Source organism: Martelella sp. AD-3 (assembly GCF_001578105.1).
In the GTDB taxonomy this organism is placed as follows: domain Bacteria; phylum Pseudomonadota; class Alphaproteobacteria; order Rhizobiales; family Rhizobiaceae; genus Martelella.
The window spans coordinates 571,369-587,599 of the sequence record NZ_CP014275.1 but is presented as its reverse complement, the minus strand read 5'-3'; the positions used below and the strand labels follow the sequence as shown (position 1 = coordinate 587,599).

The window sequence follows — 16,231 nt, the reverse complement described above, 5'->3', positions numbered from 1 at the left end:
GCGCGCACCGGGCCTTCAGAAACTCTCCGAAGAGAGCGCTATCATTCCTCGCCGCCTGAATGGCCGCAGTTTGCACCACGCTCAGAAAAAGCAGGCGCAACTGCCGGCCGCGGCGTGCCCATGCGGTCCATTTGCCGCCATCGATTATGAACATCGCCTGAAATCCTAAACATATCGTATTCAGCGGACATTTCGGGGCAATCCGGCCGGCGCAGCGCGGGAAAGTCCGCCCGCCGGCCGCTTGCCTAATGGTTGTGCCGGGGCGGCCGCGAAGCGATGTCGCGAAACGTATCGGCGCCCGAAAGCGTCGCGCCTTCGTCGATCTGCGTGACGGAATCGCGATAGATGCGCTGCCACGGCGTCGCATCCGGCGGCACTTCGGGAAGGCCTTCCGCCTTTCGGCTTGCAATCTCGGCATCACCAACCAGCATGTCGCAGCGGCCGGCATTGAAATCAATGCGGATGATATCGCCGGTGCGAAGATAGGCAAGACCGCCGCCGGCGGCACTTTCCGGCGAGGCATGGAGGATCGACGGACTGTCCGCCGTGCCGGACTGTCGGCCGTCGCCTATTGTTGGCAGGCTGGTGATCCCCTTCCGGATAAGGCGGTCCGGCGGCTGCATGTTGACCACCTCCGCCGAGCCCGGCCAGCCGCGCGGACCAGCCCCGCGGATGACGAGGATGGTGTTCTCATCGATATCGAGCGCCGGATCGTTGATTCTGGCGTGATAATCCTCCGACCCGTCGAAGACCACGGCCTTGCCCTCGAATATGCCTTCCCGGCCGGGCACGGAGAGATAGCGTTTTCGGAAGTCCGCGGAAATCACGCTCATCTTCATGATGGCGAAATCGAAAAGGTTGCCCTTCAGCACCAGGAAGCCGGCCCGTTCCTGCAGCGGTTCGCAAAACGGCCGGATCACGGCCCGGTCGCTTGCCTGCCTGCCTTCGAGATTCTCGGCGACGGACTTGCCTGTGACTGTCGGACAGCCGCCGTCAAGCCGTCCCGCCTCGAGCAGTTCCCACATGATGGCCGGCACGCCGCCGGCACGGTGGAAGCGCTCGCCGAGGAATTCGCCCGCCGGCTGGACATTGGCGAGAAGCGGAATGTCGAAGCCGTGCTCCTGCCAGTCGGAGGGTTTCAGTTCGACCCCGGCATGGCGGGCGATGGCGGAGAGATGCGGCTGGGCGTTGGTCGAGCCGCCGATCGCCGAATTCACCCGGATCGCGTTAAGGAAGGCATCACGGGTGAGGACATCGAGCGGGCGGATGTTCTCGTTGACCAGCTCCACGGCGCGCCGCCCGGTGCGATAGCCCATCTGTCCGCGCTCGCGATAGGCGGCGGGAATGGCCGCGCAGCCGGTCAGCGACATGCCGAGCGCCTCGGCCATGGCATTCATGGTCGAGGCGGTGCCCATGGTGTTGCAGTGACCGACCGAGGGTGCGGAATCGAGCGCGGCCTCAAGAAATTCCTCGCGCGTGATCTCGCCGGCGGCGAGCTTGCGGCGCGAGCGCCAGATCACCGTGCCGGAACCGACCAGTTCGCCTTCGTGCCAGCCGTCGAGCATGGGACCGCCGGAATAGACGATCGCCGGAATATTGACGGTGGCGGCCGCCATCAGCGCCGACGGCGTGGTCTTGTCGCAGCCCGTCGTCAGCACCACTCCGTCGAAGGGATAGCCGTAGAGCAACTCGACGAGGCCAAGATAGGCGAGGTTACGGTCGAGCGCCGCCGTGGGGCGCTTGCAGTTTTCAAAAAGCGGATGGGAGGGGAACTCGATCGGAATGCCGCCAGCATCGCGGATGCCGTCGCGCAGCCGACGGGCGAGCTCGAGATGGTGCCGGTTGCACGGGTTGATGTCGCTGCCGCTCTGGGCGATGCCGATGATCGGCTTACCGGAGCGCAATTCCTCCGGCGTGGTGCCGTAATTCATGAAACGCTCCAGATAGAGCGCCGTCATATCCGCATGATCCGGATTGTCGAACCAGTCCTGAGACCTGAGGCGACGTTGCGACATGTGTCTTCTCCCATTCCTTTCGGGCCCGCAAACCGGCCGACCGCCGGAAGCCCGGCCGCATATGATCAGAAATCGACGGGCGATGCACGGCCTTTGGAAGAGAGCACGCCAGCGGAAAAAAGGCGATCCCTCGGAACGATCCCCCTTAGCGCCCGTTTAACAGGCATCGAATTCAAACGGAGCAGCAATTATGAACGGTATCATCTATCTCGTCGGCCTTGTCGTCATCGTCATGTTTATCCTGTCCGTCCTGGGCCTGGCATAAGGGTCCGGTCATGGCAGAACAGGAACACATCCCCAAAACCACCGCGCCCAGGCCGGGCGTCTCCTACCTCGAATGGGGCGCGATCTTCGGCGGCGCGGCCGTCGCCGGCGCCCTGGCCACCGTTCTTTCCCAGTTCGGCGCGGGCATCGGCCTTGCCGCAAGCGACGCGCAACCGACGCAGGATGGCCTCAGCTGGGCGCTCTTCCTGATCGGTCTCTGGCTCATCCTCGTCGCTTTCGCCAGCGCGTCCGCAGGCGGCTATGTCGCCGGGCGCATGCGCTCGCATTTCGGTGACGGAACCGCGGACGAGAGCGAGTTCCGCGACGGCATTCACGGCACTGTCGTCTGGGCGCTTTCCACGCTGGTACTCGGTGCGGGCGCGGCCCTCATCTCCGCCATCTCCGGCCTCGGCGCCACATCGGCAAGCGGAGAGATGACCGAGGAAATGATGCGCATGGCGCAGAACGCCTCCGTCATCACCGCATTCGGCTCGGCCGCCGGGGCGGTTCTCGGCGCGGCCGGCGCCTGGTTTGCCGGCGTTGCCGGCGGCAAGCACCGCGATGAGGGCCTGTCGGTCCACAGTTTCGTACCGGCGGCGCTGCGTCGCAAGGCGTGACGATACGTCACGAGAAGGACGAAGCCGCAAGGCAGCCAAACGGGCCCCGGAACAGGGCCCGTTTTCGGCGTTGCAGCATCAGCACAGCGCCCGCGAACCGACGGATGCAGTGCGGCAAAAGATAGACGTATGGAGGGGATAGCCGGACATGAAGACACTCCTGGCCCTGATCACGTGTCTTTTCGCCCTTGCGGCGGGAATGGGGGATTACGCCGTCGCCGAGGCGCAGAAGGCCGGCATTGAAACCGATGTGACGGCCTCCTCCGATGCCGCGATCGAAGCGCGGCTCATGGGCATTTTCGACCAGATCGAGGGGCTGGAGAGCGTCGACGCGACCGTCCGGTCCGGCGTCGTTATACTGCGCGGCAAGGTGCAGGAGGCCCGCTTTGCCGCTCGGGCGGCCGAACTTGCCGAAAGGGTCAACGGCGTCGTCGCCGTCAACGACGAGATTGCCGAGGAAACCTCGGTCGGCGAGCGGCTGGTGCCGGTCTTCGAACGCCTTGAGGCACGCGCCTTGCAGGCGCTGAGCTATGTCCCGCTGATCCTCGTCGCGATGCTGTCATGGGTGCTTGTGGCGCTTTTCGGCGCCTTTCTGGCAAAGCGTCGGTGGCCCTTCCGCCAGGTCGCGCCGAATACCTTCATCGCCGATCTCCTGCGGCAGGTGGTCAGGATCGCCTTCATGATCATCGGCGGCGTGCTGGCGCTCGATATCCTCGGCGCGACCGCGCTGCTTGGCACGCTGCTGGGCGCTGCCGGCATTGTCGGTCTCGCCGTCGGCTTCGCCGTGCGCGACACGGTGGAAAACTACATCGCCAGTATTCTTCTTTCCGTTCGCCAGCCATTCCGCCCGCAGGACTTCGTCAGGATCGACAATTACGAGGGTTTCGTCATCAGCCTGACGGCGCGCGCCACCATTCTGATGGAGATCGACGGCAACCATATCCGCATTCCGAACGCCACCGTGTTCAAGAGCGTGATCGTCAACTACACCGTCAATCCGCAGCGTCGCTTCACCTTCGAGGTCGGCGTCGACGCCAACAGCGATCTCGACCGGGCGCTGAAGATCGGGCTCGAGACGGTGTCGCGCCAGGACTTCATTCTCGATGACCCCGCTGCGGACGCATGGATCCGTGAGCTTGGCGATTCCAATGTGGTGCTGGTTTTCGTCGGCTGGGTCGACCAGGCAGCCACCAACCTGCTGAAAGCGCGTTCGGAGGCGATGCGCCTCGTCAAGCGGGCGCTGGAAACAAACGGCTTCTCGCTTCCGGAGCCGACCTATCGCCTGCGCCTTGACGACGACATCCAGACCGCGCTCTCGCTTCCCTCTTCAAGTCTTTCAACCGGAGAGCCGCGCGCGGCGGCGGCCTCAACCGAACCCGAAACGGCACAGGATACGGCCGTCGACAACGATCTCAGGAGACGGGTAGCAGCGGAACGTCACCAGAAGGGACGCGGCGACCTGCTGGACGAGAACGCGCCGAATGAATTCGGCAAGACCTGAGCGCTGGATCATCGCGCGGTCAATCTGCACCGACCGGTGATCCTGCTCCTTGTTCTACGCATCCTCGATATTGATCTCGCGCCAGATGGCCTCGGCGAAGGAGTAGACGGCAAAGAGCAAGACGCCGATGCCGAGCGCCGCCAGAAGGAAAGCGCCGAAGGGTAATTCCTGGATATAGTTCAGCGCATCCTTGAGCCCCGGCGTATCACCGCCCTCGCCGCTTGCAAGCCCCCTCAGGATCAGCATCACGGAAAGCGTGGCGAAGACGCAGCCGCGCGCCGCAAGCCCGGTGATCGAGATCGGGTGCAGCCATTCCATGACCGCTTCCGACGCCTTCAGGTGATCGGCATATTTGCGCTTGTAGGCCTTGACCCAATGGGCAATGGCAACGCCGCCGAAAATCGCGGCAAGACCAAGCGAAACCGGGCGCGAACCAACGAAGGCGGCAAGCATCTCTGCCGGCGACGAGCCGCCGCCGCTTCCGCCGCCATTGGAGATGCCGACCAGCGACAGCGCATAGAATGCGAGCAGACCATAGGTGACGGCGCTGGAGAAAAGGCCGGCGCGAACGGCAAGCCCCTTCGCGCTGGTGCCGTGATCATCCGGATCCATGACCGACTGAAACACGCGCCAGAGGCCGTAACTGATCAGGCCGATGATGAGGATTGCGATCAGGAATGAGCCGAAGGGTTGCCCGAGAAGGGTCTGCAACGCGCCCTTGGTGTCCTTGCTTTCGGCAGCGCCGATCGCCGCCAGCACCGCGAACAGGCCGATGATCGTATAAACGAGGCCGCGGGCGAAATAGCCCGTGCGGGCCAGGTGTTTGATCCATCTTGAGCCTGTTGCCATTGAAGGTTCCCTTTGTTCTGGTTCTCCAAGGCAACGTGCGGTTTAGGCCATTGTTCCTGCCGCAACGGTGCGCCGCGGCGGCAATTTCGTAAGCTCTATTCTACGAAAGTGGAACAGTGTGCGGGGTCAAACGCAGCCGCTTGCCTTGACCGGTCCTCTGAAAGCGCTAAAGTTCTGACAGGCGGCGGCGCAGTCCTTGTGCCTTTTCAAACCGCTTCGGGAGGCTGATGGGAGGAGATCCATCGGTTTCGGATGCGTCCGGCGTCATGCGCCGGAAACTCACGGCGGGCCGCGAAGTCGACCTGCCTGTCTCGCCCATCTGCCGGACGAGAAGTAACGGGGACAGGCCCTGGCGCAGGGCTTTGGAGGAAAGCCGATTTCCGGTTTTCCACGGGAAGCTTTTGGAGGACACGATGAAAACACTGAAGACACTGACGGCGGCATTGCTGCTTTCGGCAAGCGCCGCATCCATGGCGCAGGCCGACACGATCCGCTTCTGGACCACGGAAGAACAGCCAGAGCGGCTGGCCAAGCAGCAGGAAATCGCCGACGCCTTCAAGGAACAGACCGGAAACGAGGTGCAGGTCATTCCGGTGACGGAATCCGAACTCGGCACGCGCGCCACCGCCGCCTTTGCCGCAGGCGACCTGCCCGACGTCATCTATCTCACCGTGCAGTATGTCCTGCCCTGGGCCGAGGCCGGCATTCTGGACGCGGAAATCAACGACGAGATCGTCAATGAACTCGGGATCGACACCTTTGCCCCCGGCGCGATCGAGATGGCTGAGTTCGAGGGCATGACGGCCGCAGTGCCGGTTGACGGCTGGACGCAGATGATCATCTACCGGAAGGACCTTTTCGACGAGGCAGGCCTTGCCCCGCCGGATTCCTATGCAAACATCGCCGCCGCCATCGAGGCGCTGCACAATCCGCCGGAGATGTACGGTTTCGTTGCCGCGACCAAGATCGACGAGAACTTCATGAGCCAGGTTCTGGAGCATGTTTTCCTCGCCAATGGCGTGACGCCGGTGGATGAGAACGGCTTCAAGCCGCTGGACGAGGCCAAGACCATCGAGGTTCTCGATTTCTACAAGACGCTCGCCGACGCCTCTCCGGAAGGCGAGCTCTACTGGCAGCAGTCGCGCGCCCTCTATTTCGACGGCAAGGCGGCGATGATCATCTGGTCACCCTTCATCCTCGATGAGCTTGCCGGTCTGCGCGACAGCGCCCCGCCGACGATCAACGACGATCCGACCTCGACCGAACTGGCGCAGATGACCGATGTCGTCACCACCTTCTCCGGCCCCTCCAATCCGGATGGCGCAGCCTGGGCGGATATCCGCTATCTCGGCGTGACGGCGGATGCGACCAATCTCGATGTCGCCGCGGACTTCATCAAGTTCTCCATGGACGAGGGCTATATGAACACGCTGTCCATGGCGCCGGAAGGGAAGTTCCCGGTCCGTCGCGGCACGGCGGACGCGCCCAGCAAGTTTGTCGATGAATGGGCAACGCTGCCGGTCGGCGTGGATCGCAAGGCGCCGCTCGCCGATCTCTATCCGGAAGAAACCGTGCAAAAGATCGTCACCGGGCTTGAGACCGCCAACCGCTGGGGCGTGAAGGAAGGCCAACTGGCGCTTGCCTCGAAGATGATCAACAGCCAGATCATCAATCAGGTCGTGCGCGAGTATATCGACGGCGAAATCTCCGGAGAGGAAGCCGTAGAGAAGCTGACTTCGGAGCTTTCCGGGATCAACTGATCGCGAAGGCCGAACAAACCGCCGGGCGCTCTTCGTCAGTGCCCGGCCCGTTCTTTTCCGAAGGCTTTTCAGATGTCCGACATGACCGACAAGGCTGAAACCACGCCGGGGCCGCCAAGGACCTATGGCCGCATGGCCAAGCGCGAGATGCGCTTTGCCTATTCGATGCTGGCGCCGACTTTCTTGATCGTGCTGGCGATCGTGCTCCTGCCGCTGATCGCCAACTTCTGGATTTCGTTCAAACCGGTCACGCTGTCGGACCTGCGCCCGCCGGAACTGAACATCAACGAGCGCCTGCGCGGAGACCTCGAACAGGCCGGAGACACGGCCGAGCTCGAATACCGGCTGCGCAACACCTCCCAGAAAGCCTCGATCTACGAGGCGGGCTTTGTCGACATCATCCCCGACGGCCTCGAAGTCACCGGGCTGGACGAGCGCTGCGCGCTTTCCGGGCGCGAGCTGACCTGCACGCTCGGCGATCTGCCGGAGAAATTCCGCGACCGTATTCGCCTGCAGGTGATTGCCGATACCGCCTATCTGACCTCGCCCGTGGAACCGCGCGACAGCCCGGCCGAGGCCTTCGGCACGTCGGACAATATCCTCACCAATTTCTCGTTCACGCTTGAGAACTTCTCGCGCATTTTCTCCTCGCCCGATTTCTGGAAAGTGCTGCGCGTCACCTTCTATTACACGGTGTTCGGCACGGCGAGCGCACTGGTGCTGGGGCTTTTCGCGGCCCAGCTTCTGAACCAGAGCTTCAAGGGACGCTCGGTGCTGCGGGGGCTGTTCCTGTTTCCCTATGTGGCCCCGGTGATTGCCGTCGCCTTTACCTGGATCATCCTGCTCGATCCCTATTCGGGCACGCTGAACGCGCTTCTGGTGCGCTCCGGCATGATCGGCGCGCCGATCGATTTCTTCGGCCAGCGCGATGTCGACATCTCGATCTTCGGTCTCACCTTCCAGTTCCCGGTGGCGCTGACGACGGTGATCGCATTTGAAGCATGGCGCTATTTTCCGCTGTCCTTCCTGTTCATCCTGGCGCGCATGCAGGCGCTTTCCACCGATGTCTACGAGGCAGCCGAAATCGACGGCGCGACGCCCTTGCAGCAGTTCTGGTACATCTCGCTGCCGCAGCTCGTCGGCATCCTCGCCGTGCTGTTCCTGCTGCGCTTCATCTGGACCTTCAACAAGTTCGACGACATCTTCCTTCTGACCGGCGGCGCGGCGGGCACCCGCACGCTGACGGTCGATGTCTATGAGCAGGCCTTTGCCGTTTCCAATCTCGGCGCGGGCGCGGCCGTCGCCGTCGTCGTCTTCGTCGTGCTTCTGGTCTTCTCGCTGATCTTCTTCAAGTTCTCACCGCAGGATGATGGATGATGCGTATCGGAACCGGTTTCGTCGCCGCTATTCTCCTGGGCGCCTTCTGGGGCATCGTCTGGATGATCGTCGTCGGCCTCGTCTTCACGCTGTTTTCCGGGCAATCGACCGCGCCGCCGCTTGCCATTGCCGCCCTTGCCGGCGCCATCGGGGCAGCGATTTATGTGCTTGCGCCGGTGAAGACGCGCGACCGGCCGAAGAGCCGGGGACCGCGCGTGCAGGCGACCATGGTGATCGCCATCTTCGCCGTGCTGATGCTGCTGACCTTCGGCGAGCCGTTCGGCCTGTCGCTCGCCTATACGACCGGGCCGCAGCTGATCGCCCTTGCCGCCTTCCTCGTCGCGCTGTGGTGGTCGATCGTCGCGGCCCTCCACGACCAGTCCTCCGGCAATCTGGCGCGCTATCATCTGGAGGTGATCTTCCTGCGCTTCATGAAGGGACTGGGACTGACGGTCTTCACCATCGTCGTCGCCCTGCCCTTCTATGTCATGGTGATGACGAGCTTCAAAAGCCAGCAGTCGCTGATCTCCAATCCGCTGGACCTCTCGATCGACCTGAGCCAGGGGCTTTCCGGCCTGTTCAGCTCCTATATCGAACTCTTCACCGTCTATTCCTTCGGCACCTTCCTGATGAATTCGGCGATCGTGTCCGTCGCGACCGTTATCATCACGCTGGCCTTCGCTGTGCCCGGCGCCTATGCGGTGGCGCGGCTGAACTTTCCGGGACAGGCCTTCCTGTCACGCTCGATCCTGCTGATCTATATGGTGCCGGCGATCGTGCTGGTGATCCCGCTCTATTCGGTGTTCTCACAGGTGGGCCTGAGAAATTCGCTTGTCGGGCTGATGATCGTTTATCCGGCCACCACCATTCCCGTTGCGCTCTACATGCTGCAGGGCTATTTCCGCGGCCTGCCGTCCGAACTGGAGGAGGCCGGGCTGATGGACGGGTTGAAGCGGCCCGGCGTGATCCTCAAGATCACGCTGCCGCTGGCGCTTCCCGCGCTCGCCTCGGTCGCGCTCTATGTCTTCATGATCGCCTGGAACGAGTTCCTGTTCGCCTTCATGTTCCTTGATGACGTCAACATGTTCACACTCTCGCGCGGGGTCGTCTCGCTCAATTCATCGGAAGTGCCGAGACAGCACCTGATGGCGGGCGCCGTGATCGCGACCGTGCCGGTGCTGTTCATCTTCCTCTGGTTCGAACGCTTCCTGGTGGCGGGGCTGACCGCCGGCAGCGTGAAAGGCTGACAATGCATCAATCGCTGAAACAGCAGGCCATCGACATTTTGCGCATGAACGATCGCGGCGGCTATACGGTGCCGACAGCAAGGCTTTACCCCTATCAGTGGGAGTGGGATTCCGTCTTTGCCGCCCTCGGCTTTGCCACTTTCGACCGCGACCGCGCCTGGGAAGAAATCGAAACGCTGTTCTCCGGCCAGTGGGATGACGGCATGGTGCCGCATATCATCTTCCACAAGACAGATCCGGATTATTTTCCGGGCCCGGAAATGTGGAAATCAAACACTGTGCCGCCCTCTTCCGGCCATTCCCAGCCGCCGGTGGCAGCAAGCGCAATGCTGACGATGATGCAGACCGGCACCGAGATGGATCGCAACCGGGCAAGAGCGCTGTTCCACAAGCTCCACGCCTGGCACCGCTGGTTCCACGCCTTTCGCGACCCCGACGGCACCGGCGTCGTCGGCATCATCCATCCGTGGGAATCCGGCCGCGACAATTGCCCGGACTGGGATATCGGCATGGACCAGATTGTTGTGCCCGACGATCTCGGCGACCTGCCGCGCCGCGACATCACCCATGTCGACCCGTCCGAACGGCCAACGGCGGAGCAATATAACCGCTATCTCGCCATCGTGAAATTCGGCCATGAGTGCCATTGGGACCATCTGGAGATTGCCCGCAACGGACCGTTCTTCATGGTGGACCCTTGCGTCCAGTTCGCGCTGATGCGCGGCGACCGGGATCTTGCGGAGCTCGCGGGGGAGTTTGGCGAACACGGCATCCGCAACGAGGCGGAGGCCTGGCTGAAACAGTCGAAAACAGGCTGCGACAGTTTCTGGAGTGACGACGTCGGCGGTCATGTGGCCAAGGACCTGCGCTCCGGCGCGCTTTCAACGGCCTTCACCAACGCATCCGCCATGGCGCTTTATGCCGATGCCGGGTCGCCCGACCAGCAGAAACGGTTGACGGCAGAGATCGCGACTATTCTCGACCACTGTTCCTTCGGCTTCCCGAGCTGGGATCCGCGCCACCCGCAATTTGAAAGCCGCCGCTACTGGCGCGGACCGATATGGTCGGTGGTCAATTACATGATCGGCATCGGCCTTGCCGAAAAGGGCGAAACCGCCCTTGCCGAACGGCTGCGCAACGATACGCGCCGCGCCGTCGAGACATCCGGCTTTTTTGAATATTTCGACCCGCTGACCGGCGAGGGTCTCGGCGGCAAGCTGTTTACCTGGACAGCCGCCATCCACCTCGCCTGGGCAATGGGCGAGGACATGTTGCAGGCAGGCTGAGGGAGAGACACATGGGCGCGATCAAGCTCGAGAACGTGGAAAAATGGTTCGGCGACCTGCAGGTCATCAAGGGGATCGACCTCGAGATCGCGGACGGCGAATTCGTCATCTTCGTCGGCCCGTCCGGCTGCGGCAAGTCGACGCTTCTGAGGATGATCTCGGGCCTTGAGGAGACGAGCCGGGGGCGCATCCTGCTGGACGGCGATGACGTGACCGACCGGCTGCCATCCGAGCGCGGTCTTTCCATGGTGTTCCAGTCCTACGCGCTCTATCCGCATATGAATGTGCGCGACAATATGGGTTTTTCGCTGAAGACCGCCGGCAGCCCGAAAAGGGAGATCGAGGAGAAAGTCGGGCGTGCCGCAGATATCCTGAAACTCGAAGACTATCTCGAGCGCCGTCCCAAGGCGCTTTCCGGCGGCCAGCGCCAGCGCGTCGCCATCGGCCGGGCGATCGTGCGCGAGCCGAAGGGCTTTCTCTTTGACGAACCGTTGTCCAATCTCGATGCGGCTCTCCGGGTCGAGATGCGCTTCGAGATCGCCCGCCTGCATGAGACCCTCGGCACGACGATGATCTATGTGACCCACGACCAGGTGGAGGCGATGACGCTGGCAGACCGGATCGTGGTGCTGAAGGACGGCCGGATCATGCAGATCGGCAGCCCGCGCGCACTCTACGAGAAGCCGGACAACCTCTTCGTTGCCCAGTTCATCGGCTCGCCGAAGATGAACATCCTGCCCTGCACAGGTGCCGGCGGCAGATACGAGATTGCCGGACACGGCAGCGGCGCTTTGCCGGAAGGCACCGAGGGAACGCCGGCGACGCTTGGCATCCGGCCGGAACATATCGATATCGTCAAACCCGGCGAGGGACAGATTTCCGGCACGGTGGAGATTGTCGAATATCTCGGCTCCGACACCTTTCTCTATGTCGATTGCGGCGATGCCGGACGGCTGATCGTGCGCGCGGACGAGGTCGAGGACAATATCCGCGGCCAGGACATCGGCCTTTCCTTCCGTGACCGGCACATCCATGTCTTCAACGAGGCCGGGCTTTCGCTTTGAACGTCCGCCACGCCTTGACGCCGGCGCGCATTCACGGGAAAGCTCTGTCCTTCCAAAAGGGAGACCGGACATGGCGGACGCAAATGGCAATTCGTGGGAAGAAAAGGACAGGGCCAATGTCCTTCACGGCTTTACCGATTTTCCCTCGCTGAAGGAAAACGGACCCGTTATCCTCACCCACGGCGAGGGCATCCACGTCTTCGACGTCCACGGCAAACGCTATCTCGACGCCAATTCCGGGCTGTGGAACAATGTCGCCGGTTTCAATCATAAGGGCATCATTGCGGCACTGACGGCCCAGGCCGAGCGCTTTCCCGGCTACCACTCGTTTTTCGGCCGCATCGCCGATGTCACGGTCGAACTCTCCGAGCGGCTGATCGGGCTCTCGCCCTTTGACAGCGGCAAGGTCTACTACACGAATTCCGGTTCCGAGGCGAACGACACCATGGTGAAGATGCTGTGGATGATCAACCGCCGCAGGGGCCGGCCGGAACGGCGCAAGATCATCACCCGCATCAACGCCTATCACGGCGTGACGATTGCCACCTCATCCATGACGGCAAAGCCCTACAATGGCGAATTCGGCCTGCCGCTGCCGGGCTTTCTTCATGCCGATTGCCCGCATTACTGGCGCTACGGACTGGAGGGCGAGACCGAGCAAGACTTCAGCGACCGCATGGCGCGCAACCTGAAGGACCTGATCGAACGCGAGGGACCGGAGACGATCGCCGGCATGTTTGCGGAACCCGTCCAGGGCGCCGGCGGCGTCATTCCCCCGTCAGAGGGCTATTTCGCGGCGATCCGCCCGGTGCTTCGGGACTATGACATTCCCCTGGTCGCCGACGAGGTAATCTGCGGCTTCGGCCGGCTGGGCCAGATGTGGGGCAGCGACTTTTATGACATGGAGCCGGACGCGATCATCGCCTCGAAATGCATCACCGCCGGCTATTATCCGATGGGCGCGGTCATTCTCGGCGAACGGCTTGCGGGGGAGATGGAAGAGGCTTGCGAGGCGGCGGAAGAATTCCCCCATGGCTTTACCGCAGCGGGAAGCCCGCTCGGCTCCGCCGTTGCGCTGAAGGCGCTGGACGTGATCGAGAATGACGGGCTGATCGACAATGTCCGCGCGCTGACGCCCTATTTCCTCGAGCGGCTGTCGCGGTTCAACGCGCATCCCCATGCCGGCGAGGTGCGCGGCGTCGGCTTCATGGGCGCGATCGAGATCGTCGCCGACAAGAAGAGGAAGACGCCCTTTGACGGCAAGCTGCGCATTTCCGAGCGCATTGCCAACAAGGCGCTGGAAAAGGGCCTGATCTGCCGTCCGCTCGGCGCTTCCGTCGTGCTCGCCCCGCCCTTCATCATCACGAGGGAAGAGCTCGACGCGATGTTCGACATGCTGGAAGAGACCTTCGCCGCCGTCTTTGCCGAGATCGGGTGACCCCGCCCGTTTTCACGCCTGAGCGTTGAGATGAACCAGTTCGGCATCGACGATCGTGCGCGTCCCCTCGGCGGCCGCCGTGCCGCCGATCTGCGCGGTGATGGAGCCGAAGGCGGCGCGCGCCAGAGCCGCCTCGTTCTGGCGGATGACGATAACGGTGTTGGGCAGAAGCTCGAGGAAGCCGTCATAGTCGAATGTGGCGATGATCATCTCGGGCGGCACGGCCGAGCGGGCTTGTTTCAGGCATTGCAGCGCGCCCTCAAGCACAAGCAGCGACGAACAGACAAGAGCCGAAGGCAGCTCTCCGCCGCCGGCAAGCAGAGCCTGCATCATGGTCTCGCCCGCCGCCGCGCTGTCATCGTCCGCCGTGAGCACCCGCGCCGTCTCGCCATCACCCGCCGCCTCGCGGAAACCCGCGATACGCTCGGCAATTGCCGGATTATCCGGGTGACCGCAGAAGAAAACCATCCGTTCCGCACCGGAGGCCATCACCGCTTCGGTGAGCAGTCTCGCATTTTCCCTGTGGTCGCTGGTGATCGCCTCGACGCTATCGCCCGGATAGTGCCGGTCGACCAGGACCATGGGCGTGCGCCGTCCGCGTTTGCGGGCAGCAGCCGGCGCGCGGGGCGCACAGGGCGCAAGCACCAGCCCATCGACCCCGCGCTCCACAAGGCTTTGCAAGGCGCGCGCCTCGAGCGCCGGATCCTCGCCGCTCGATGTCGTGATCAGCACCAGCCCTTCAGCCCGGCAGCAGGCCTCCAGATGCGCCATGAACCGGGCAAAAAACGGGTTGGCGATCTCCGGCGCGACAAATCCGACAGTGTGGCTGCGCCGCGTTTTCAGATTGCGCGCGGTCTGGTTGATCGTGTAGCCGTGCTCGGCAACGTAATCCTGGATGATCTTTTGCGTGCGCGCGCTGATCCGGTATTCGGAAGCGCGACCGCTCAGAACCATGGTGATCGTGGTCCTCGAATAGCCGGTGTCCTCCGCAATCTCGGATATGGTTTTCGCCATTGCCTGTCTTTCGTCCTGCCTGCCCGCGCCGCGTGCGGCTACAATAACGCGGCCCCGGCGCGAGCGCACGGGAAAAGGCCGTCAAATTTCTGCAGAACCAGAGGCTGCAGGAAACGGAAGACCTAACGCTTCATCGCCGCCCTGATCTTGCGGTCTGCCTCCTGCAGCAGCGCGAAGGCCGCGAACTTTGCTGCGTGGAGAGCCGCAACGGCGCCGCCGGCCGGTTCGATGATCTCCCTGATGGAGGACATCTGTCGCGCCCCCTGTTCCAGATCTCGGTGATGGCCGGACGCGACCGCCCCGATGATGGCGCCGCCGAGCAGGACGGGCTCTGCCGTATCGGGCAGCGCAACCTTCAGCCCCGTCGCGTCCGCCAGGATGCGCCGTAAAAGCGCGCTCTGGGCAGCGCCGCCGCTGACCACGATGGTTTCGAGCGGCAGGCCCTTTTCCTTTTCCGCCTCGATGATCTGGCGGGTGCCGTAGCAAAGTCCGCAAAGGCCGGCGACGTAGAGCGACACGAGACCGTCCTCGCTCGTCTCGAGCTTGAGGCCGCTGATGACGCCGGTTGCCTGCGGGTCGGCATAGGGCGCACGGTTGCCGAGGAATTCCGGCACCACCTGGATATCGCGGCCAAGAAAGGCCGCCTGCTCCGCTGAACCCGCTTTTTCGACCGCGCGCTTTTCCAGATAGACGGGAAGCGGCAAGCCCGCCGCCGCAGCCTTCTCGCGCATGGCGGAATAGGCGGGGTGGAGCGTGATCAGATGATCGAGTGCTGCGCCATAGGCCGACTGTCCACCCTCCAGAAGCCAGAAGCCCGGCACCATGGCGCCGAAATAAGGGCCCCAGACGCCATCGACGAAATTCGCATCCTTCGCCAGCGTCATGGCGCAGGCCGAGGTTCCCATGATCAGGGCCATCTGCGTTTCCGGCGGCAGGTTCTCGCCGTTCGGCCCCTCGCAGGCGAAGGTGCCAACGCCACCGCAATGGGCATCGATCAAGGAGGCGCCGACCGGCGTTCCGGCGACAAGACCGAGTTCGGCGGCCGCGGTTTCCGTGAGCCCGTCGCCGAGCGGCGTCGCAATATCGACCACATTTGAACCGATGCGGGCGAAGTCGTTCTCGGCGAGTTCCTCAAGGCCGATCGCCCTGAAATAGCCGGCGTCCCAACGCCCCTCATGGGCGAGATAGGTCCATTTGCAGGTCACCGTGCAGACAGAGCGCTCTGTCGATCCCGTCGCCCGAAAGGAGAGGAAATCGGCGAGGTCAAAGAAATGCCCCGCAGCGGCGAAGGTCTCGGGCCGGTTCTCCTTCAGCCAGAGCAGTTTCGGGGTTTCCATTTCCGGCGAAATCCGGCCGCCGACATAGCGCAGCACGTCATGACCGCCGGCATTGATGCGGTCCGCCTGATCGATGGCCCGGTGGTCCATCCACACGATGACGTTACGCTCGGCATCTTCCGACGGACCGACGGCAAGCGGCTTGCCATCGCTATCCAGCACGACGAGCGAGCAGGTCGCGTCAAAGCCGATCCCCTTGACGCTTTCAGGGGCAATGCCGGCTTCGGCGATCGCCGTCTTCGTCGAAAAGCAGATGGCGTTCCAGATGTCGTTCGACGACTGCTCGACAATGTCGCCCGCCTCCCGCCACAGCGCGAGATCCTTCTTGCCGACGCCGAGAAGACGTCCTTCCGCGTTGAAAACGCCCGCGCGGGCGCTGCCGGTTCCGACATCGATACCGATGAAATGACTGCTCATGCTTCTCTCCCTGCTCCGTCAGACAGGCGGAGCAACTCGGTTTTC

The 16,231-nt window shown here is 63.1% G+C and carries 12 protein-coding genes; 8 read left to right on the top strand and 4 right to left on the bottom strand.

Annotation, left to right across the window (positions count from 1 at the left end; translation table 11 throughout):
* Positions 1-245: 245 nt before the first annotated feature.
* Positions 246-2,015, bottom strand: coding sequence for an IlvD/Edd family dehydratase (locus AZF01_RS02670; RefSeq protein ID WP_024706094.1), 1,770 nt, complete (start codon positions 2,013-2,015; stop codon positions 246-248).
* A gap of 275 nt (positions 2,016-2,290) precedes the next feature.
* On the opposite strand from AZF01_RS02670, the gene AZF01_RS02665 reads away from it, so the two are divergent.
* Together AZF01_RS02665 and AZF01_RS02660 are read left to right on the top strand one after the other, a co-directional pair.
* Positions 2,291-2,896 carry a hypothetical protein gene (locus AZF01_RS02665; protein WP_024706093.1) on the top strand — a complete coding sequence of 202 codons (606 nt, stop codon included), beginning with the start codon at positions 2,291-2,293 and terminating at the stop codon, positions 2,894-2,896.
* A 148-nt stretch (positions 2,897-3,044) separates the two neighbouring features.
* Complete coding sequence (locus AZF01_RS02660) at positions 3,045-4,397, top strand: mechanosensitive ion channel family protein (protein WP_024706092.1); 1,353 nt, start codon at positions 3,045-3,047, stop codon at positions 4,395-4,397.
* A 54-nt stretch (positions 4,398-4,451) separates the two neighbouring features.
* Here AZF01_RS02660 and AZF01_RS02655 read toward each other — a convergent pair whose 3' ends face one another.
* Entirely contained in the window at positions 4,452-5,246 is a 795-nt protein-coding gene (locus tag AZF01_RS02655; RefSeq protein WP_024706091.1) for a DUF1206 domain-containing protein, read from the bottom strand.
* 413 nt (positions 5,247-5,659) lie between these two features.
* On the opposite strand from AZF01_RS02655, the gene AZF01_RS02650 reads away from it, so the two are divergent.
* From AZF01_RS02650 to AZF01_RS02625, 6 genes are all read left to right on the top strand, one after another.
* Positions 5,660-7,006: an ABC transporter substrate-binding protein gene (locus AZF01_RS02650; protein WP_024706090.1), complete on the top strand. Its 1,347-nt coding sequence runs from the start codon at positions 5,660-5,662 to the stop codon at positions 7,004-7,006.
* Positions 7,007-7,078: 72 nt separating this feature from the next.
* Complete coding sequence (locus tag AZF01_RS02645) at positions 7,079-8,383, top strand: carbohydrate ABC transporter permease (RefSeq protein WP_244435478.1); 1,305 nt, start codon at positions 7,079-7,081, stop codon at positions 8,381-8,383.
* Positions 8,380-9,630, top strand: a complete 1,251-nt coding sequence (locus AZF01_RS02640) for a carbohydrate ABC transporter permease (RefSeq protein ID WP_197489630.1) — start codon at positions 8,380-8,382, stop codon at positions 9,628-9,630. The genes AZF01_RS02645 and AZF01_RS02640 overlap by 4 nt, the downstream gene beginning before the upstream one ends.
* 2 nt (positions 9,631-9,632) lie before the next feature.
* On the top strand, positions 9,633-10,916 hold the full coding sequence (locus tag AZF01_RS02635; RefSeq protein WP_024706087.1) for a hypothetical protein: 1,284 nt from the start codon (positions 9,633-9,635) through the stop codon (positions 10,914-10,916).
* 11 nt (positions 10,917-10,927) lie between these two features.
* Positions 10,928-11,980: an ABC transporter ATP-binding protein gene (locus AZF01_RS02630; protein ID WP_024706086.1), complete on the top strand. Its 1,053-nt coding sequence runs from the start codon at positions 10,928-10,930 to the stop codon at positions 11,978-11,980.
* A 70-nt stretch (positions 11,981-12,050) separates the two neighbouring features.
* Positions 12,051-13,418, top strand: coding sequence for an aminotransferase (locus AZF01_RS02625; protein ID WP_024706085.1), 1,368 nt, complete (start codon positions 12,051-12,053; stop codon positions 13,416-13,418).
* Positions 13,419-13,430: 12 nt separating this feature from the next.
* On the opposite strand, the gene AZF01_RS02620 is transcribed toward AZF01_RS02625, so the two are convergent.
* Together AZF01_RS02620 and AZF01_RS02615 are read right to left on the bottom strand one after the other, a co-directional pair.
* On the bottom strand, positions 13,431-14,432 hold the full coding sequence (locus AZF01_RS02620) for a substrate-binding domain-containing protein (protein ID WP_152534404.1): 1,002 nt from the start codon (positions 14,430-14,432) through the stop codon (positions 13,431-13,433).
* A 122-nt stretch (positions 14,433-14,554) separates the two neighbouring features.
* Entirely contained in the window at positions 14,555-16,186 is a 1,632-nt protein-coding gene (locus AZF01_RS02615) for an FGGY-family carbohydrate kinase (protein WP_024706083.1), read from the bottom strand.
* Positions 16,187-16,231 lie beyond the last annotated feature (45 nt).